Here is a 19,432-nt window from a genome sequence, read left to right as displayed (position 1 = left end):
GCGCACCCGTGCCGGGCGGCCCCAGCCTGTACCGGGTAACTGCCTCAGTCCCACCAGAAACGCCATAGCCGCGCCCCGAGCAGGTTGTCGGCGAACTCGCGCAGGTCGCCCTGTTGGCCGGTGAAGCTCTCCAGACAGAAGGCCCGGTGCTCGGCCGCGGTCGTCAGCGCGCGCTCCCGGGTCTTCGGTGGCGCGGCCACGGACAACTCGAGCGTGTCGAAGCCGAGCGAGATCAGCACCGCACCGAACCGCTCCTCCCAGCTGCGCAGCACCGCCGAGATCGCTGCCACCTCGTTGGTGGTGTTGATCATGCCGGACCAGCCGAGCAGCGCGGGGATATCGGCGGGGCGTTCGGTAGCCACCAGGCCCAGCCTGCTGCTGCCCTGCCGGGCCAGCACCGAACCGGTGTTGCCTGCCTCGGCGAGCGGATCGGCCCGGCGGCTCGCCGCGCGGGCGAGGCCGGGAAACTCCGCGTCGAACGGCTCGAGGCAGTGCCCGTCGCAGCAGGGCTTGCCCCACCACCGCGCCAGGGTGGCGGCGACGTCGACCGCGGCGACCCGGCCTCCCGCGGGCGGTAACCAACTGCGGTCCACGATCCAGTCCTCGCCGCTCAGCTCGAACCGCAGATCGCCGGGGATGAGCACCGGCCACAGCCCGGACTCCGGGTGCGCGGCCACGCAGGCGGGATAGCGGTCCGGCTCGTCCAGCGGTTCCTCGCTCACCCACAGCCTGCCCCGCCAGCGCCCCGGCGGGAGGTCCAGCTCGGGCAGCGGGCTGTGCGTGTGGAGCCGGGTGACGGTCATGGTGACCTCCTCGAAGTGGGCGCTCGCGATGGCAGGTCGAACACTAGTTCGAGGGTACGACAGTTTCGATGCGCCGGGGGTCGAGGCGGATCGTGGGGCTTGCCGGTGTGTGTCGACTCACACTACTCTTCAGTAGGCTACCGAAGAGTAGTCAGTCGCTCACCGTTGCGGAGACTGTCATGCGCCGTGCCCTGGCCACCTTCGCGGCCCTCGCCGCCGCGACCCTGCTGCTCGCCCCTCCCGCCGCCGCCGAGTCCACCGGGTACTCCTATGTGGCGCTGGGGGACTCGTTCACCTCCACCGGCCCGATGTTCCCCGACCAGGTGGAACTGCCCTGCGCCAGATCGGCCGGCAACTATCCCTCCCTGGTCGCGCGTGAGCTGCGCCCGGCCGAGTTCACCGACGTCAGCTGCGGTGGCGCGACCACCGAGCACATGACCGAACCGCAGTTCGGCATCGTCAACCGGCCGCAGTTCGATGCCCTGCGCGGGGACACCGACCTGGTGACGGTCGGCATCGGCGGGAACGACATCCCGTTCGCCGAGGTGGTGCTCACCTGCGGCAGCATGGGTTTGGTGCTACCGGTCGGCTCGCCCTGCAAGGATTTCTACACCTCCTCGGGTAGCGACGGGCTGGCCGCGAAGGTGCGGGCCGTCGGGCCCAAGGTGGGCGCGGTACTGCGCGGGATCCGGGATCGCGCCCCGGGTGCGGAGGTGCTGCTGGTGGGCTACCCCAGCCTGCTGCCGGACTCCGGGGCCAACTGCTGGCCGCTGGTGCCGATCGCCGCAGGCGACGCGCCCTACCTGCGGGATATCACCAAGCTGCTGAACCGGGTGCTCGCCGAGCAGGCCGCCGCCGAGGGCGCGGTGTTCGTGGACACCTACACCAGCTCGATCGGTCACGACATGTGCCGGCCGCCGGGGGAGAAGTGGGTGGAGGGCATCCTGCCGACCTCGCCAGCCGTTCCGGTGCATCCGAACGGGCTGGGCTCGCGGAACCAGGCGCGCCAGGTGCTCGCGGCACTCGGCTCCCCCGGCTGACCGAGACGGGCTACAGCGGGCGGAGCAGGTCGTCGGCGTCGATGATGGTGTAGGCGTAGCCCTGTTCGGCGAGGAAGCGTTGCCGGTGCGCGGCGTACTCGGTGTCCACGGTGTCCCTGGCGACCACCGAATAGAAGTGTGCCTGCCTGCCGTCCTCCTTGGGGCGCAACAGCCTGCCGAGCCGCTGGGCCTCCTCCTGGCGGGAGCCGAAGGTGCCGGAGACCTGGATCGCAACCGAGGCCTCTGGCAGGTCGATGGAGAAGTTGGCCACTTTGGACACGACCAGGGTGCGCAGCTCCCCGCGGCGGAAGGCGTCGAACAGCGACTCGCGTTCCTTGTTCTTGGTGGACCCCTGGATCACCGGCGCGTCCAGCTCGGCGCCGAGCTCCTCCAGCTGGTCGAGGTAGGCACCGATCACCAGGGTCTGTTCACCGGGATGCTTCTCCACAATGGACCTGATGACCGGGGTCTTGGTCTGCGCGGTGGCGGCCAGCCGGTAGCGTTCCTCCGCCTCGGCGGTGGCGTAGCCGATGCGCTCGCTGTCGGTCAGGGTGACCCGCACCTCCACGCACTCGGCCGGGGCGATCCAGCCCTGCGCCTCGATGTCCCGCCAGGGCACGTCGTAGCGTTTCGGGCCGATCAGGGAGAACACATCGCCCTCCCGGCCGTCCTCGCGCACCAGCGTCGCGGTGAGCCCGAGCCTGCGCCGGGACTGCAGGTCGGCCGTCATCCGGAACACCGGGGCCGGCAGCAGGTGCACCTCGTCGTACACCACCAGCCCCCAGTCCCTGGAGTCGAACAGGTCCAGGTGCTGGTACTCGCCCTTGCTCTTCCTCGTCATCACCTGGTAGGTCGCGATGGTGACCGGGCGGATCTCCTTGCGCTCGCCGGAGTACTCGCCGATCTCCTCCTCGGTGAGCGAGGTCCTGGCAACCAGCTCCCGCTTCCACTGCCTGCCGGCCACGGTGTTCGTCACCAGGATCAGCGTGGTCGCCTGTGCCTGCGCCATCGCCGCGGCCCCGACCAGGGTCTTGCCAGCGCCACAGGGCAGTACCACCACGCCGGAGCCGCCCGCCCAGAAGGACTCCACGGCCTTGCGCTGGTAGTCCCGCAACGCCCAGTCGTCCTCGACCAGCGACATCGGGTGTGCCTCGCCGTCCACGTAGCCCGCGAGGTCCTCGGCGGGCCAGCCCACCTTGAGCAGGCCCTGCTTGAGCCGCCCGCGCTCGGAGGGGTGCACCAGCACCGTGTCCTGGTCGATCCGCGCCCCGAGCATCGGGCTGATCTTCTTGCTGCGCAGCACTTCCTCCAGCACGGCCCGGTCCGTGGTGGTCATCACCAGGCCGTGCGCGGGATGGTTGGCGATCTGGAGCCGGCCGAACCGGCCCATCGTGTCCACGATGTCGATCAGCAACGGCTGCGGGACGGGGAACCGCGAGTAGGTGGTGAGCGCGTCCACCACCTGCTCGGCGTCGTGCCCCGCGGCGCGGGCGTTCCACAGCGCCAGCGGGGTGACCCGGTAGGTGTGCACGTGCTCGGGGGCGCGTTCCAGCTCGGCGAAGGGCGCGATCGCGATCCGGGCGTCGTCGGCGCGGTCGTGCTCGACCTCGAGCAGGACGGTCTTGTCGGACTGGACGATCAGCGGGCCATCGGTCACGCCCCCCTTTATACGTCGGTGCCGGACGGGCGGGTCAATCGAGGCCGGTCAGCCGAGTCCCCGCTCGGGCAGCAGCGCCTGCACGTCCAGCCGCTGCGCCAGCATTCCCGAGCTGTGCATCAGGTCGGCGACCCGTTGCAGCCTCACCCCGTTGAGGGAGACCGGGTAATCGCCGATGGACACCAGCGAGGCGGTCGTCTCGTCGATCCGCGCGATCTCCGGCAGCGCCGTGCGCACCACCGTCGGGTCGCTACAGCGCTGCTGTGCCTCGCCGAGCACCCGGCGGAACAGCGCGAGGGTCCGCGGGTTGGCGCGGGCGAACTCGGCGGTGGCGGCGTAGGCGGACATCGGGAAGTCCGTGGTCGCGCCGCGTGCGGTGTCCGCGAGTACGGTCGCCCCGAGGTCCTTCTGCGCCTCGGTGAGATAGGGCTCGACCATCCAGGCGGCATGCACCTCGTTCCGGCGCAGGGCCTCCGCCATCCGGCCCGGCGCGACCGGGTCGAACCGGATCCGGTCCACCTCGGCACCGGCGGCCCGCAGCGCCGCGCGGGTGGTGAGGGTCCCGAGGCCCTCCTGGGCGTCCACCGCGATCCGCGGGGACAGCAGGTCCATTGGTTCCTGGTAGCTGGACTCCGGCAGGGTCATCAGCGCCATCGTGCCGCGTCCCGCCGTGTACGCCTCTCCCTGCAGCCGCAGCTCGGTGCCCGCGCTCGCGGCGGCGAACCAGGCCACGTCGGTGGCGAAGGCGATATCGAGCTCACCGGCCCGCAACCTGGCCATACCCTCGTCCTGGTCGGCCTGCTCGACGAGCTCGACGGTCAGGCCGGCCCGCTCGAACCGGCCCTGCGCCACCGCGAGCCGCAGCGGCGCGGTGTCGATGGGACTACCCACACCCACCCGCAGCTTTTGTTGCTCCGGTATGGGTTTTTGGTCCGGTTTCTCGCCGAACAGTGAGCAACCGCTCAAGATGAGCAGGATTGTCACCGGCACCACGAAGTAGCGTGCGCCGGCCCGCATGTGGTGGCTCCCATGTACCAAGAGGATGTGGTTTCGTTGTGGAGCTTAGGCGGTCGGAACCAATACCATCGCCCGGCACGTCGTTCGGGTGAGGACTGGCTGTCGAGCCACCCCGAATATTGTTACTGTTCAGTAGGTTTTCGCACGGTGTCCCAGGGACGTTGTGTGGCGTGGCGTCGTGCGACGCAGAAGGCGCAGCGGTTGGTAAAGGAAGCCAGGTGACCCGTCGTAGCCGAGGGGGCGGACCCCCGCCAGCGGGTCGGCAACAGGAGCAAGCCGGGGAGGCGGGTGGCGGATGGCGGCTGCGGAACTGGCGGCTGCGCAGCAAGCTGCTCGCGGTGCTGCTCATTCCCATCCTGGCGGTGGTGGTCCTGGTCGGCCTGCGGATCAGGGCGGATCTCGGCCAGGCAACCCGGTTCGCCGAGGGCGCCACCCGGGTGCAGGTGGACCAGCGGGTGGCCGCGGTGGTGCACCAGCTGCAACGCGAACGCGACCTGTCGGTGCGGTATGTCGCGGGTGGACGACAGGGTGACCTGGCGGAGCTGAACACCCAGCGGGAGCGGGTGAACTCGGCGATCGGTGACTTCGACCGGGCACTGGCCGAGGTCCGCGGCCGGCTGTCCGACCAGGCCCTCGCAGGCTTCGAGCAGACCGAGGACCGGCTCGGCACCCTGACCGGGCTGCGGTACGCGAGTGAGCACTCGGCCCTGCCAGCCACGGCGGTGCGGCGCTCCTACAGTGAGCTGGTCACGGGGCTGCTGGACATCGGGGACCAGGCCGCTGCCGAGCCCACCGACCGGGAACTGACCAGGATGCGGCTGGCCACCAACGCGCTGGCCAGGGTCAAGGACCTGATGTCGGTGAAACGGGCCGTGGTTGCCGAGGCGCTGGCCCGCGGCAGCCTCGACGAGGAGGGGCAGCGGGCCCTGCTCGGCGCCGAGGCGGAGCTGGCCGCGGCGCGCAACGACTTCGGCAAGCTCGCCACGCCCGAGCAGCAGCGCATGTACGACGACACGGTGATCGGCCTGGTGGTCGACATCGGCAACGACATGGTCGAGGCCGTGCTCAACCGCACCGGGAACGGCGAGCCGCTGACCGGACTGGACCCGCAACGCTGGGAGACCGCGGCCACCTACACGGTGAACCTGGCCAACCAGGTCCAGGAAGCGATGCTGGTGCAGGTACAGCAACGGTCCGACCTGCTGGCGACCAGGGCGCGGGAGGACGCCATCCGCGGCGCCGGGGTGATGCTCGGGGTGCTGGTGATCGCGGGGGTGCTGGCCGCGGTGGTGGCCCGCTCGCTGTTGCGGCCACTGCGGACACTGCGGCGCAGCGCGCTCGAGGTCGCCGGGCACCAGCTGCCCGCGGCCGTGGACGAGATCCTCGCCGACCCGGCCCCCGGCCGGGAGGGCAGGCGCGGGGTGGCCCCGGTCCCGGTGTTCAGCCAGGAGGAACTCGGCCAGGTGGCGCGGGCCTTCGATGTGGTGCACGGCGAGGCCGTGCGGCTGGCCGGGGAACAGGCGCTGCTGCGGGAGAACGTCAACTCGATGTTCGCCAACCTTTCCCGGCGCAGCCAGGAACTCGTCGAGCGGCAGCTGGCGGTGCTGGACCGGATGGAGGCCGACGAGCAGGACCCGGACACCCTCGGCGGGCTGTTCGAGCTCGACCACCTCGCCACCCGGATGCGGCGCAACAGCGAGAACCTGCTGGTGCTGTCCGGGCAGGACCTCGGCCCGGCGGCGGCCGGGGCGGCCACCACCGACGAGATCGTCGGTGCCGCACTATCCGAGGTGGAGTATTACCAGCGCATCGAGGTGGACCCCACGCCCCCGCTCGCGGTGCACGGGGACGCGGTGAGCGACCTGGTACACGTCGTCTCCGAGCTGCTGGAGAACGCCACCGAGTACTCCCCGCCGGACACCATGGTCTCGGTCGCCAGTTCGATGACCCCGGACGGGGACTGGCGGATCGACATCACCGATCGCGGCGCGGGTATGCCGCCGACGGAGATCCGGCGGGCGAACACCCGGCTCGCCGAACCACCCGAGGTGGATGTCGAGGTTTCCCGGCGGATGGGGCTGTATGTGGTGGCGCGGCTGTCCCGCAGGCACGACATCCAGGTGCGGCTTGCCGAGTCCGGCCAGGGCGGGATCACCGCGACCGTGATCGTGCCCGCCGCGCTGCTCGGCGCCCCGCCACCGCCGGAGGAGGTCCCCGCGGCAGCCGCCGAACCGGAGCCCGAGCCGGTGCAGGAGGCAGCGCCCGAGCCGGAGGAGGTGGTGCCAGAACCCGAGCCGGAGCCCCCGCCCGCCCGGTCGCTGGCCGAGCACGGCCCACCGCGCCGGGCGCCGGTGCGGCCGGAGCCGCCGCCGGACTGGCCGGTCGAGGACGACGACGAGGCGCACCCGCTCGAGGACGATGTCCCGACCGAGCGGATGCCCGCCTACCAGGCCGTGCTGGCCCAGTGGTTCCAGGCGGTCGCCGCCGGGGAGGCGGAGCAGGGAAGCGCCGGGCCGGAGGCGCCGGACCGGGCCCGGCGCGAGCGCACCGACGAGGAGCCGGGCACCACCGGGGATCTCGCCGGGGACATCGCAGACGAGCTCGCCGAGGCGGACACCGAGGAGTTCCAGCGGCTGCCCCGGCCGTCCGACCCGATCACCGTGCCCGAGCAGTTGTGGCAGGAGCCGCGGCGGTGGCCTGGTGCGGAGGACCACGAGCCGTACGCGTGGCCGGAGGAGGCCGCCGAGGACGAGGAAGGGCCAGGACCGGAGCCCGAAGCGGAGCCCGGGGCCGAGGCCGAGGAGGAGACCGGGGAGACTGTCCAGGACGGCGGCTGGACCGCGGCAGGGTTGCCGCGGCGGGTGCCGCGCGCGGAACGGATCCCCGGCGCGACCGAAACCCCTGCCATGGACGAGGGCCCGGTCATCTCCATGGCACCGGAGGCGGTACGGCTGCGCATGGCGAGCCTGCAGAGTGGGCGGCGGCGCGGCAGGCACCAGCGGGCCGCGGAGCGGTCGACGAGAGGACAGGGACGGTGAGCTGCAGGTGACCGGTGCGGGCTTGCTCGAGGTGATCGCACTCGGGCCGGAGGACGCGGAACTGGCGGAGAAGGGCGGTGCGGACCGGCTCGAGCTGGTCACCGAGATGGCGGTGGCCGGGCTGACCCCGAGCACCGCCGTGGTGCGGGAGGTGCTCGGCGCCACCGAGCTGCCGGTACGGGTGATGCTGCGGGCGGAGGACTCCTTCCGGCCCGCGGACCTGGATGGGCTGCGCGCCCGGGCCGCCGAGCTGGCCGAAGTGGGCGCCACCGAGTTCGTGTTCGGCTTCCTCACCCCGGATGGCGCACCCGACCTTGCGGCCTGCCGCGCGCTCGCGCAGGCTGTGCCGGGCGCCCGATGGACCTTCCACCGCGCGGTGGACCATGCCGCCGACCCCCGTGCCGCGCACGCCCAGCTGGCCGGGGCCGGGTGCGACACGGTGCTCACCGCGGGCCATCCGGATGGCGTCGAGCGGGGTCAGCTGTTGCTGCGCGAGCTGGCCGCGCGGCCGGAGGGGCCGCGGCTGCTGGCCGGGGGCGGCCTGCGTGCCGAGCACATCGCTCCGCTGCGCGCGGCCGGGGTGAGTGCCTTCCATGTGGGTAGCGCCGTCCGCCGGGGTGGCTGGACCGAACCGCTGGACCTGGAGGCGGTGCGCCGCTGGGCGGACCTCGTCACCGCGTCGTAGGCAGCGGTTGCGAGGGCACGTCTCTCAGCGAGTGGGTTCCTCGAAGTCGACCACCGGGGCGGTCCGCACGCCGAGCACGCTGGCGCCGATGAGCTTGCGTGCCGCGAGGTTGCCCATCGGCATGAAGGTGCCTGCCTGCACGTCCCGCCACATCCGCTCGAACGGGAGGTTCCTGCTGTAGGCCATGCCGCCGAGGGCGTCGACCAGCCGTTGCAGCACCTTCGTGGCGTTGTTGCTCGCGGTGTACTTCACCAGCGCGCACCGGGCGATGCCCTCCTGCACCCCGTGCCGGAACAGCTCGCGGCTGGTCACCTCGCCCGCGTGCCGGTGGATCAGCGCGCGTGAGCTCTCCACCAGGATCTGACACTCGCCGATGAGGTCCTGCAGCACCGGGTCGGTCTCCCGGCCGCGCCGGACCAGCTGGCGCACGGCCCAGTCCAGCGCCCCGGCTGCGATACCGGTGTACACCGCGGAGAACGCGGGCATCGCCCAGGCCCACACCGTTTCCAGCACCCGCGCGTCCAGATGACCGACCGGCAGCGAGTGCACCACCCGCTCGTCCGGTACGAACACCTCGTCCAGCTCGAGGTCGTCGCTGCGGGTGGCCCGCATGCCCATGGTGTTCCAGGTGTCGTGTACCCGCACCCCCTGCTGGTCCAGCGCGATCTGGCAGAGCAGCAGCCGTGGCCCGCCCTCGGCCTCCTCGTATCGCGCGGTGGTCGAGCAGTGCGTGGCCACCGAGGTGTTGGTGGCGAAGCTCTTCCTGCCGCTGAGGATGAAGCCGCCGTCCACCCTGGTGGCCGTGGTGCGCGCGTCGGTCATGTTGTTGGCCAGCCCCAGCTCGCCGGTGACCGAGGCCCAGATCAACCTGCCCTCGGCCGCCATCCGCAGCAGTTCCTCCAGGCGCGGGCTCCTGGTGCGGCGCCATACGCTCGCCCACTGCCCCAGCGGGGAGATGTGCATGGTCACCGCGAGCGCGGTGGCACCGTCGCCCATCGCCAGCCGCTCCAGCACCGGCAGGATCTCCGGCAGCCCGGCGCCGAGCCCGCCCAGCTCGGTGGGCACGGACAACTTCAGCAGCCCGGCCTCGGCCAGGTCGTCGTAGTTGCGGAACGGGAAGGTGTTTCCGCTGTCGTGCTCGGCGGCACGCTCGGCGAAGACGTCCGCCAGCCTGCCCGCGATCGCGACCGGGTCCGGTTCGTCCGTCACTTACGCAGCTCCGCTTCGGACTCCCTGGCCACGGAACCGGCGAGCTCGTCGGCGGCGTCGCTCTCGGCGAGATCCGCGGCGGCGACCTCGGCCTCGCCGGCCTCGTTGCCCTCGCTCGCCGGGCGGGCGCCCGGTTCGCCGCCGTGCACCAGCCGGGCGACCTCGCTGCGCATGGTGACGAACCCGGCCGAAGCCCGGGTGCTGATCTGGTCCCGCTCGGCGGGCAGGTCCACGGGCAGGTCCGCGATGATCGAGGCAGGCGATTTGGACAGCACCAGCACGCGGTCGCCGAGGTACACGCTCTCGTCGATGTCGTGGGTGACCAGCAGCACCGTGCTCCCGTGCTGCTTCTGCACCTGCAGCAGCAGGTCCTCCAGCTCGAACCGGGTCTGCGCGTCCACCGAGGCGAAGGGCTCGTCCATCAGCAGCAGGGCGGGCCGCCGGGCCAGTGCCCGCGCGATGGACACCCGCTGCTGCATCCCGCCGGACAGCTGCGCGGGGTACTTCGCGCCCGCCTCGCCGAGGCCGACCCACTCCAGCGCCTCCTGGGCCCGATCCCTGCGCTCGGTGCGGCTGAGCTCCATCCAGCGCAGCGGGAACTCCACGTTCTTGCGCACGGACAGCCAGGGAAACAGCGAGCGGCTGTAGTCCTGGAACACCACGGCGAGGTCGCCCGGCACGCCGGAGACCAGGTCGCCGTGCAGCTTCACCTCGCCGCTGGTGGGCTGGATCAGCCCGGCCACACAGCGCAGCAGGGTCGACTTGCCGCAGCCGGACGGCCCGACGATGCAGGCCAGCTGCCCGGACTCGACGGTGAACGTGAGCTCGTGCACGGCCACGTGTGCCTTCTCGCCCGTGCCGTAGCGGTGGCCGAGGCCATCCACCTCCAGCATGGTCGGCATGTTCATCCTCCCCTGGTCTGGGTTTGTTCCGCGCCGCGGCTCGGCTGCCAGCTGAGCACCTGGCGCTCCACCACGAGCAGCAATGCGTTCAGCCCGTAGCCGAGGGCGCCGAGCAGCACGATCCACGCCCACATGGCAGGGAACTCGAAGTGCTGCTTGGCGAAGATCAGCTGGGCCCCGATCCCGTGCGGTGCTCCGACCATCTCCGAGATGACCATCAGGATCAAGGCGATGGACAGGCTCAGCCGTAACCCGGCGAAGATCTTCGGCAGGGCGGCGGGCAGCACCACCCCGGCGATCCAGTAGTGCCGTGGGGTGCCGAAGGAGCGCGCGGTCTCCTGCTTGGTGCGATCCACCGAGCGGACCCCGTCCACGGTGTTCAGCAGGATCGGCCACAGCGCGCCGAACACGATGGTGATCAGCTGCATGCCCGTGCCAAGGCCGAACAGCAGCAGGAACACCGGGATCAGGGTCGGCGGCGGGATCGCCCTGATGAAGCCGAACAGCGGCCCCACGTAGTCCATCCCGGTGCGCGAGCGGCCCAGCGCGGTGCCCAGCCCGACGCCGAGCACCACCGCGATCGCCCAGCCGCCGAGCACCCGGCTGAGGCTGGGCAGGATGTCCTCGAACACGTACTCGCCGAGGAACAGCCGGTAGGCGGGGCCGGAGAACCACTGCTCGCCCGCGCTGGCCAGGATGGCGGTCGGCGGGGGGAAGAACGGGCTCCCCGCGGCCCGGGTGCCCACCTCCCACAGCACCACTGCGCCGATGAACAACGACCAGCGGCGCAGGAAGCCGAGAACGTACCTCACGTCGCCTCCGTTTCGGCCGTGTTCCAGCGGAACAGCCGCCTGCCGACCCGTTCGAGGCCCTCGTTGATCAGGTAACCGGCCAGCCCGGCCACGACGGTCCCGGCCAGCACGAGGTCCATCCGGCCCGCGCCGCCGCTGGCCTCCAGGATGAAGTTTCCGATCCCGCGATGCGCCCCGGCTATGAACTCGGTGCTCACCACCAGGATGAGCGCGATCGCGCCGGACATCCTGATCCCGGTGAAGATGAACGGCGCCGCGTGCGGCAGCGCCACGGTGCGCAGGATCCGCGTCCTGCTGGTGCCGCAGGAGCGGGCGGTGTCGATGAGCAACGGGTCGATCTCGTCGAAGGCGTAGATGGTGTTGTAGAGGATCGGCCACAGCGAGGCGTACACGGCCAGGGTGATCTTGGCTTCCGGCCCGCCGCCGATCACCAGGATCACCAGCGGGATCAGCGCCACCGAGGGGATCGGGCGCAGGAACTCCACGATCGCCCTGGTGGCGACCCGCAGCCCAGGGATGCTGCCGAGCAGCAACCCGGCAGGGACGGCGATCCCGATCGCGACGCACATGGCGATCGCCCAGGCGAGCAGGCTGGCGATGATGTCACGCAGGAAGGACTCCTGGCCGAGCAGTTCCGCCAGGCTGGTCAGCACCTCGCTCGGCGGCGGCAGGAAGACCTCCCGCACGAGGCCGGCCCGAACGACTGCTTCCCAGAGCACGAAGAAGCCGATCAGGCCGGCCAGGTTTCGGTAGAACGGTCGCACGTCAGAGTCAGCGCCTGTCTCGGGTCAGTCCGCCGCGGGCTTGGCGATCATCTGCGAAGCATCCACGGCCTGCTTGATGATGCCGAACTCCAGCAGCAGGTCGGGGACGCGCTGCAGCCGCTGCGGGTCCAGTGCGGACTGGAAGGTCAGCAGGGTGGCCAGTTTCGCGGTGTCCGCGTCGATCTTGCTGTGCTCGACCAGCAGCGGCTCGATCTTGCTCCGGTCGGCCAGTGCCTCGTTGGTCGCCTTCTGCATCACCCGCTGGAACGCGGCGACGGTCTTCGGGTTGTTGTCCGCGAAGTCGGCGCTGGCACCGTAGCCCGCGGTGGGGAAGTCCTTGGTCGGCCCCTTGGCGGTGTCGGCCACCGGCACCGCGCCGATGCTCTTCTCCGCCTGGGTGATGAACGGCTCGGTGAGGAAGGCGGCGTCGACCTGCTCGTTCTCCAGCGCCGCCGCGGTGTCCGGGAACGGGATCTCCACCCATTCCACATTGCTGAAGTCCACACCGTTGGCCTGCATGGTCGACTTCACCAGCACCTCGATGATGGTGCCCTTCGCGGTGATCCCGATCCGCTTGCCCTCGAGGTCCTGCACCGACTGCACCTTGGAGTCCGGTATGGCCATGATCAACGTGCTGTTCGGCGCGGCGGAGGAGGCATCGGCGACGAACTTCAGGTTCGCGACGCCCTTCGACTGCGCAAGGAAGAACGGGCTGTAGCTGCTGTAGGCGATATCCACCTCACCGCTGATCAGCTTGGTCAGCGAGTTCTGCCCGCTCTTGGCGCTGATCGTCTCGATCTCGAGGCCTTCCTCCTTGAAGTAGCCGTTCTTCATCGCCAGGTGCAGGGGCGCAAGGTCGATGGTCGGCATGATCGAGACGGTGATCTTGGACTTCTCCAGGGGGCCGTTGCCACCCTCGGCGGAGTCTTCGGACTCACCGCCGAGCAGGCCGCAGCCGCTGACCGAGGCCAGCATGACGAGTGAGGTCGCGAGTATGCCCAGTCTGGTGCGGCGGCTGCGGGACCGCACGGTCCTGGTGGCGTTTCGAAGCAATGCCAACTCCTCGTGGGGTGAGATGAGGTGGGGACGGGTTGGATTTTCGCGGGCTCCGGACAGCACTGGGCAGCGCCTCCCGGGGCCACACGCGGGACACTCTAAAGACCGCAGGCCCCCATCACAATCGGTGCCTAGACTAATTCTCTCGGTATCTTGCATCACTCGATCGGATGCACTTGGATGTGACCTGCTTTACTCTCGGCTGGCTTGAAGTTGGCGAGGGCCGCAGCGCGATGCACCCCAGGACGGTCGTGGACGGTCACTGTGATGTTCGGCGACGAACCTGTGAGGGTTACATCACCGCGCGGACTTCGCTACCTTCTGTACCTGCAACCAGGTATAGACCACCAATGTAGTGATAAGAGAGTGCGCTGAATGGCCCAGCGACGCCGTGCACCCGCGGCTCGCCGGTCCGTCCCCGGGCGCTTTCGAAAGGATGGCCTTAACCGGTGAACGCGTATGACGGCGTGAGGTTGACTGGGCCGGCTGGGTTGACCGGCGCACGGCCGCGACGCAATGCTGCCGCTGAACCGATCCCGTCCGGGTGACCGGGAGTCGGCTCGCATGCAGGGAGTGTGCTGCTAGTGCCTGGTGGCGAACCCGGGTTCGTATCCAGCTCGGAGAACGATGGTGATAGAGCGGTGCCGAGGACAGAAGCCGCGGAGGTAGGCGGGACTCCCGCGACCGAGCAGGACGACCGTGCACGCGAAACGGAGCCGGGCGGCTCCAGGTGGAAGCTGCGGAACTGGCGACTACGTTCCAAGCTCGCCGCGGTGCTGATCGTGCCGATGGTCACCGCGGTGGTCCTCGGTGGCCTGCGCACGATGGACGAGCTGAACCGGGCTGAGGAGTTCAACCAGACCGTCGACCAGGTCGACGTCGCCGCCAGGTTGACCGCGGTGGTGCACGCCCTGCAGGCGGAGCGCACGCTCGCGGTGGACCGGATCGCGAGCGGCTCGCTGGAGCGGGCCGCGCTGGACTCGCAGATCGCCAGGGTGGACGCCGCGGTACGGGACCTGCGCTCGGCCGCCGACCAGCTGGAGATCGACGACCCCGCCGCCAGCGTGCGGTACAACCGCGGCCTGCAACGGCTGGACGCGCTGCCCGCGCTGCGGAACGCGATCAGCTCCAACTACCCGGACATGGCCGCCTTCGTGACCTACAACTCGATCCTGGACGCGCTGGTGCAGCTCGGCCGGGAGGTGAACGCCGCGGTCACCGAGCGGGAGCTGCTCCGGCAGGGCACCCTGGTCCAGTCGCTCAGCGAGGCCAAGGAGGCCACCGCCAGGGAGAATGCCGCGCTGCATATCGCGGCTGGCCGCAACCAGTTCCCCGCCGACCTGCTGGAACGGACCTTCGCCGCACAGGCGGGGGCGCGCGCCGGGGTCGAGGACTTCCTTTCCAACGCCAGCCCGGCGCAGCAGCAGCTGTACTCCGACACGGTCAGCGGTACCGAGGTGGACAACCGCGAGCGGATCAAGCTGGCCGCGTTCGTCCGGGACCGGGAGCGGGAACCGCTCAACATCAACGACGAGGCGCTGACCAACGACGGCGCCGCCACCATCGACAAGATGCGCCAGGTCGAGTCCGAGCTGCTCGGCCAGCTGCGTGGCCGGGCCGACCTGCTCGCCGCGAACGCCACCGAGTCGGCCTGGGTCTTCTCCGGGATCGTGCTGGCCGCGCTGATCGCGGCGCTGGCGTTGATGCTGGTCATCGCGCGTTCGCTGCTCGGTCCGCTGCGCACGCTGCGGACCAACGCGCTCGAGGTGGCCTACGTCCGGCTGCCGGAGACGGTGCGCCGGATCCTCGCCGACCCGAACCCGATGGAGGCATCCCGGGGCGCGGTGGACCCGGTCCCGGTGCAGACCAACGAGGAGATCGGCGAGGTCGCCCGCTCCTTCGACGTGGTGCACGAGCGGGCCATCCGGATGGCGGCCGAACAGGCGTTGCTGCGGGAGAACGTGAACCGCATCTTCGTCAACCTCTCCCGGCGCAGCCAGCGGCTGGTGGAACGCCAGCTCGGCGTGATCGACCGGCTGGAGGCCGAGGAACAGGACCCGGACCAGCTGGCCAGCCTGTTCGAGCTGGACCACCTGGCCACCCGGCTGCGGCGCAACGGCGAGAGCCTGCTGGTGCTTTCCGGTGCCGGGCTCGCCAAGTCGGTCACCAGGTCGGTGCCTGCCGCGGACGTGATCGGCGCCGCGGTATCGGAGATCGAGCAGTACGCCAGGGTCGAGGTCGGCACCGTTCCGGAGGTCGCGGTGCAGGGCCGCACCATTCACGACCTGGTGCACCTGCTGGCCGAGCTGCTGGACAACGCGACCTACTTCTCCGAGCCGGAGACCAAGGTCAGCGTGCGCGCGGTGGTGACAAGGCGGAAGGCACTCGCCATCCAGATCACCGACCGTGGTGTCGGGATGAGCGAGGACCAGGTCGCCGAGGCCAACGAGCGCCTCGCCGACCCGCCGGACCTGGACGTGTCGGTGACAAGGCGGATGGGCCTGTACGTGGTCGCCCGGCTGGCCCAGCGGCACGGCATCGAGGTGCGGCTGCGCGAGAACGAGGACATCGAGGGCGGCGTGATCGCCCGGATCGTGGTGCCGGCTGAACTGCTCAGCGCCGCGCCCTCGACGGAGTCCTTCGGCCCCGAGCAGTTGCGGGCGCCCGCCCCGGAGCGGCCCGAGGAGTCCTCCTCGCCCTCCCTGCCCTCGATCCCGCCGGTGCGGCCGGTGTCCTCCGTGCCGTCCGAACCGGCAGGGCCGCCCAGTTCGCCGCCGATGGATCCGGGTGGCCCTTCCGGCACGCCGCCCGCGCCACCGGCACCGGCACCGGCACCGGAGCCTGCGTCGGAGGAGCAGACCCAGCTCGTCGAGCAGGGCGGGCTGAAGCCGCTGGACCAGCCGATCAGCCTGGACGACCTGGTCGGCGGGGGTACCTCCAAGGCCGCGGGCCCGTTCCTGAGCTCGGCGCCGGACGACACGCCGCCGCCGTTGCCGCCACCGCGCAGGCCGAAGGACCCCGGCGAGTACGAGGAGCAGCCTGCCGGGGCGCACCGCAAGGAGGACGACACGGACTTGTCCGCGGCGGACACGTCGTACATGCTGTCGCTGCCCACGGACGAACCCCGGTACGTCCCGGTGGCGCCGGAATGGCCGAAGGACGAGGTGGACGGGGACGGCAGCGCCCTGGACGACGACGTCCCGACCAAGCGGTTGCCGATCTACCAGTCGGTGCTGTCGCGCTGGTTCAGCGAGGAGGGAGAGGAACCGGTCGAGCAGGAAGATTACGCCGATGCCGAACCCGAACAGCAGGAACACCGGGCCGACGCGGCGGAAGAACCGGAGGGAGCGGCCGTGGCGTCGGAGTGGACCAGCGTGTCCGACGACGGTTGGCAGGCGGCACAGTCGCTGCTCGAGTCCAAGAACGAGGAGATCACCCCGGCCGGGCTGCCCAAGCGGGTGCCCAACGCATACTTGGTGCCGGGTTCGGTCTCTTCCTCGGAGAGCAACGCCTTCACCGACACCACCTCGGCGCAGCCGGGGCAGGGAGCCATCGCCAGGTCCGCGGCCGCCGCGCGGAGCCGGATGATGAGCTTCCAGCAGGGTTACCGGAGCGGCAGGCATGCGCTCCGGGAGGACGATGACGTGACCGACTCCACCTATCGGCCCGATGCCGTGGGTGTCAACGGGCGGGGCGGCGTCCAGGGCACGGGCGATCGATCTGCCGAACACGGGGCTAAGGAGTGAGTGTGCAACGGGCGGGTGCAGCGCAGCCGGGTGGGCCGAAGCAGCAGGGCAAGCCGGCGCAGCAGGGCAGTTTTGCCTGGCTCATCACCGATTTCGTTCATCGCGTTCCTGGCGCGGCGCATGCCGTCGTGGTCTCCGCGGACGGGTTGCTGCTGGCGGCCTCCCGCGGTCTGCCCAAGGACCGGGCCGATCAGCTCGCCGCGGTGGCCTCCGGCCTGACCAGTCTGGCCAGGGGTGCCGCGCAGGTGTTCGAGGGCGGCTCGGTCGCGCAGACCGTGGTCGAGATGGCCAACGGCTTCCTGTTCCTGATGTCGGTCTCGGACGGTTCCTGCCTCGCGGTGCTCGGCGCCCCGGACAGCGATATCGGTCTCGTCGTCTACGAGATGACCCTGCTGGTGGACCGGGTCGGCCAGCAGATGACGCCCGAGCTGCGGGCGCAGTTGCAGGGTTCGGTGCGGCGATGACAGGCGTGCCGGTCGAGCGCGGCTGAGGAGAAGGATGTGGACTCAGGGCGTTTCCGCGGTAATCGACAGCTCGGTGGTGGCCATTCCGTGGCACGGTGGCCGGACGAATCGGACAACGACATGGCTGGGGAAGACTGGGACGACCGGCGGGACCGGTCGTGGCGGGGGCGTGGCTACGACCCGGACCAGGCCTACGGCTCGGTGAGCGGTAGCGAGGACTGGCTGTATCACGCCGAGTCGGGTACGGCGGGCGACCCGGCCTCGTTCGACGTGACCGACTACCGGGACCGGCTGCTCAGCGGTCCCGGTGCCGAGCTGTACGGCGTCTCCAGGGGCAGAGACGCCGACCGGGACGAGGAGTTCGACGGCCGCTTCGACGAGCCACGGGAAGGGTTCGTGGCCTTCGGCGAGCGCTCGCTGGACCCGGAGCCGCCGGAGCAGTCCATCCCCGGTTTCCCGCGCCAGGCCAGCCAGGAACCCGAGCCCAGCTCGGGGCTGGTCCGGCCGTACTTCCGCACACGCGGCCGCACGCGGCCGACCTACGACCTCGCCATCGAGGCGCTGGTGCAGACGAGCGAGCAGGGCCGGTATACCGACCGCGTCCGCGTGCCGGAACACCGGTCGATCTGTGACCTGTGCCTGGACACCCGTTCGGTCGCCGAGGTCGCCGCGCTGCTGCGGCTACCGCTGGGCGTCGTGCGCGTGCTGGTTGGTGATGTGGCCGGCCTCGGGCTGGTGCTCGTGCATACCGCGAGCGCAGCATCCGGGGAGCGGCCGAGTATCGAGTTCATGGAAAGGGTGCTCAGTGGGCTTCGGAGAGTTTGACTCCGACGCGAACACGTCGGCAGCGGCAGGACCCACCTCATCGGCCAAGATCGTGGTTGCCGGCGGGTTCGGAGTTGGCAAGACCACGTTGGTCGGAGCGGTCTCCGAGATCGACCCGCTGACCACCGAGGCCTCGATGACCGAGGCCAGCGTGTCGGTGGACGACGTCTCGGCGACCCCGAACAAGATCACCACCACGGTGGCGATGGACTTCGGGCGGATCTCGCTGGATTCCGACCTGGTGCTCTACGTGTTCGGGACGCCGGGTCAGCACCGGTTCTGGTTCATGTGGGACGACCTCGCCCTCGGCGCCATCGGGGCGGTGGTGCTGGTGGACACGCGGCGGCTGTCCGACGCGTTCGCCTCGATCGACTTCTTCGAGAACCGCAAGCTGCCCTACATCGTGGCGATCAACTGTTTCGACCGGCTGCTGCACCATCAGATCGAGGACGTGCGGCACGCGCTGACCATCGCCCCCTCGGTGCCGATCATGGCCTGCGACGCGCGGGACCGCGAGTCGACCAAGCAGGTGCTGATCTCGGTGGTGCAGCATGCCATCGCGCACGACACCGCACTGCGCGCCGGCTGAGGCCGGGTTCGCCGGGCCTCTTCCCGGATGGGTGCGGCCGTTGGGGTGAACTCCGGAATTTCGGGGTGATCTCTTCGGTGGGCCCGCCAACCGCCTCCGCCATGCATGATCTGCCCGGCCGGCGGTGCCGCACCGGCGTTGCACCCTGCCCGTCTCCGTGCTGACCTGCTGAAACCCAGCTGTCACCCGGTTGGCCGATACCTGTGACCCAGGTCATTGTGCTGCGGTCCGCGCTGGTTCATACACCCTTGGTGTCGATCACGGCAAGGGGAGTGGGCTCGACAGCGTTGCCCTGATGAATACCCTTTGCCGAGGGATCCCAGCGACGTTGATAGGGCACAGGCGTTACCGGGTACGGCCACGCTTCGTCCGGCGCCGAACGAACGATGGAGGAACAGTGGCAGGTTCGGCCCAGCAGTCGGGCAACTTCGGCTGGCTCATCACCGACTTCGTGCGCAGGGTACCCGGCGCGGCGCACGCCGTCGTGGTGTCCGCGGACGGCCTGCTGCTGGCGAACTCCGACGGCCTGCCGCAGGAGCGGGCCGAGCAGCTGTCCGCCGTGGCCTCCGGGCTGATCAGCCTCACCCAGGGCGCGGCCCGCTGCTTCGAGGCAGGCAACGTGAACCAGACCGTGGTGGAGATGGAACGGGGTTACCTGTTCCTGATGTCCATCAGCGACGGCTCCTGCCTGGCCGTGCTGGCCGCCCCGACCTGCGATATCGGCACCGTGGCCTACGAGATGACCATGCTGGTGGACCGGGTCGGCCAGCAGATGACGCCGGAGCTGCGCGAGCAGCTCCAGGGCGGCGTACGCGGGTAGCCGCC

The 19,432-nt window shown here is 70.4% G+C and carries 16 protein-coding genes; 8 read left to right on the top strand and 8 right to left on the bottom strand.

From position 1 onward, the window contains the following. Positions 1-44: 44 nt before the first annotated feature. Positions 45-803, bottom strand: coding sequence for a DUF4253 domain-containing protein (locus tag KOI47_RS30005; RefSeq protein WP_216210118.1), 759 nt, complete (start codon positions 801-803; stop codon positions 45-47). Positions 804-982: 179 nt separating this feature from the next. Here KOI47_RS30005 and KOI47_RS30000 point away from each other — a divergent pair, with 179 nt between their 5' ends. Continuing rightward, on the top strand, positions 983-1,843 hold the full coding sequence (locus tag KOI47_RS30000; protein WP_216210116.1) for an SGNH/GDSL hydrolase family protein: 861 nt from the start codon (positions 983-985) through the stop codon (positions 1,841-1,843). A 10-nt stretch (positions 1,844-1,853) separates the two neighbouring features. Here the strand turns inward: KOI47_RS30000 and KOI47_RS29995 are convergent, their stop codons facing one another. Both KOI47_RS29995 and KOI47_RS29990 read right to left on the bottom strand, forming a co-directional pair. Then, positions 1,854-3,500, bottom strand: a complete 1,647-nt coding sequence (locus KOI47_RS29995) for a DNA repair helicase XPB (RefSeq protein WP_216210114.1) — start codon at positions 3,498-3,500, stop codon at positions 1,854-1,856. Between the two features lie 48 nt (positions 3,501-3,548). Further along, positions 3,549-4,517, bottom strand: coding sequence for an ABC transporter substrate-binding protein (locus KOI47_RS29990; RefSeq protein WP_216210112.1), 969 nt, complete (start codon positions 4,515-4,517; stop codon positions 3,549-3,551). 218 nt (positions 4,518-4,735) lie between these two features. Between KOI47_RS29990 and KOI47_RS29985 the strand changes: the two genes are divergently transcribed. Continuing rightward, positions 4,736-7,555, top strand: coding sequence for a sensor histidine kinase (locus KOI47_RS29985; protein WP_216210110.1), 2,820 nt, complete (start codon positions 4,736-4,738; stop codon positions 7,553-7,555). A 7-nt stretch (positions 7,556-7,562) separates the two neighbouring features. Next, a complete protein-coding gene (locus KOI47_RS29980; RefSeq protein WP_232376351.1) occupies positions 7,563-8,240 on the top strand; it encodes a copper homeostasis protein CutC in 678 nt (225 codons plus the stop codon). A gap of 24 nt (positions 8,241-8,264) precedes the next feature. Here the strand turns inward: KOI47_RS29980 and KOI47_RS29975 are convergent, their stop codons facing one another. The 5 genes from KOI47_RS29975 to KOI47_RS29955 are packed head-to-tail and all read right to left on the bottom strand — an operon-like array spanning position 8,265 to position 12,980. Further along, entirely contained in the window at positions 8,265-9,449 is a 1,185-nt protein-coding gene (locus KOI47_RS29975) for an acyl-CoA dehydrogenase family protein (protein ID WP_216210108.1), read from the bottom strand. Beyond that, entirely contained in the window at positions 9,446-10,351 is a 906-nt protein-coding gene (locus tag KOI47_RS29970) for an ABC transporter ATP-binding protein (RefSeq protein ID WP_216210106.1), read from the bottom strand. The genes KOI47_RS29975 and KOI47_RS29970 overlap by 4 nt, the downstream gene beginning before the upstream one ends. A gap of 2 nt (positions 10,352-10,353) precedes the next feature. Further along, on the bottom strand, positions 10,354-11,163 hold the full coding sequence (locus tag KOI47_RS29965; RefSeq protein ID WP_216210104.1) for an ABC transporter permease: 810 nt from the start codon (positions 11,161-11,163) through the stop codon (positions 10,354-10,356). Further along, positions 11,160-11,927 carry an ABC transporter permease gene (locus KOI47_RS29960; RefSeq protein ID WP_216210102.1) on the bottom strand — a complete coding sequence of 256 codons (768 nt, stop codon included), beginning with the start codon at positions 11,925-11,927 and terminating at the stop codon, positions 11,160-11,162. The genes KOI47_RS29965 and KOI47_RS29960 overlap by 4 nt, the downstream gene beginning before the upstream one ends. Before the next feature lie 24 nt (positions 11,928-11,951). Beyond that, positions 11,952-12,980, bottom strand: coding sequence for an ABC transporter substrate-binding protein (locus KOI47_RS29955; RefSeq protein WP_232376350.1), 1,029 nt, complete (start codon positions 12,978-12,980; stop codon positions 11,952-11,954). 644 nt (positions 12,981-13,624) lie between these two features. Here KOI47_RS29955 and KOI47_RS29950 point away from each other — a divergent pair. The 5 genes from KOI47_RS29950 to KOI47_RS29930 all read left to right on the top strand — a co-directional run bounded on the left by KOI47_RS29950 (position 13,625) and on the right by KOI47_RS29930 (position 19,427). After that, on the top strand, positions 13,625-16,729 hold the full coding sequence (locus tag KOI47_RS29950) for a sensor histidine kinase (RefSeq protein ID WP_216210100.1): 3,105 nt from the start codon (positions 13,625-13,627) through the stop codon (positions 16,727-16,729). Positions 16,730-16,731: 2 nt separating this feature from the next. Further along, positions 16,732-17,193, top strand: a complete 462-nt coding sequence (locus KOI47_RS29945; protein ID WP_216210098.1) for a roadblock/LC7 domain-containing protein — start codon at positions 16,732-16,734, stop codon at positions 17,191-17,193. 36 nt (positions 17,194-17,229) lie between these two features. Next, positions 17,230-18,018 (top strand): DUF742 domain-containing protein, encoded by a 789-nt coding sequence (locus KOI47_RS29940; protein ID WP_232376349.1) that lies wholly within the window; start codon positions 17,230-17,232, stop codon positions 18,016-18,018. Further along, a complete protein-coding gene (locus KOI47_RS29935; protein ID WP_216210096.1) occupies positions 17,999-18,607 on the top strand; it encodes a GTP-binding protein in 609 nt (202 codons plus the stop codon). The genes KOI47_RS29940 and KOI47_RS29935 overlap by 20 nt, the downstream gene beginning before the upstream one ends. Before the next feature lie 397 nt (positions 18,608-19,004). Next, positions 19,005-19,427, top strand: coding sequence for a roadblock/LC7 domain-containing protein (locus KOI47_RS29930; RefSeq protein WP_216210094.1), 423 nt, complete (start codon positions 19,005-19,007; stop codon positions 19,425-19,427). Positions 19,428-19,432 lie beyond the last annotated feature (5 nt).

Source organism: Amycolatopsis aidingensis (assembly GCF_018885265.1).
GTDB classification, from domain to species: domain Bacteria; phylum Actinomycetota; class Actinomycetes; order Mycobacteriales; family Pseudonocardiaceae; genus Amycolatopsis; species Amycolatopsis aidingensis.
The sequence above is the reverse complement of the archived record's forward strand: the minus strand, read 5'-3'. Positions and strand labels throughout refer to the sequence as shown.

Bases quoted from the DNA above. Each gene is read 5' to 3' on its own strand.
- KOI47_RS30005 (WP_216210118.1), bottom strand. From the start codon at position 803: ATGACCGTCACCCGGCTCCACACGCACAGCCCGCTGCCCGAGCTGGAC.
- KOI47_RS30000 (WP_216210116.1), top strand. From the start codon at position 983: ATGCGCCGTGCCCTGGCCACCTTCGCGGCCCTCGCCGCCGCGACCCTG.
- KOI47_RS29990 (WP_216210112.1), bottom strand. From the start codon at position 4,517: ATGCGGGCCGGCGCACGCTACTTCGTGGTGCCGGTGACAATCCTGCTC.
- KOI47_RS29970 (WP_216210106.1), bottom strand. From the start codon at position 10,351: ATGCCGACCATGCTGGAGGTGGATGGCCTCGGCCACCGCTACGGCACG.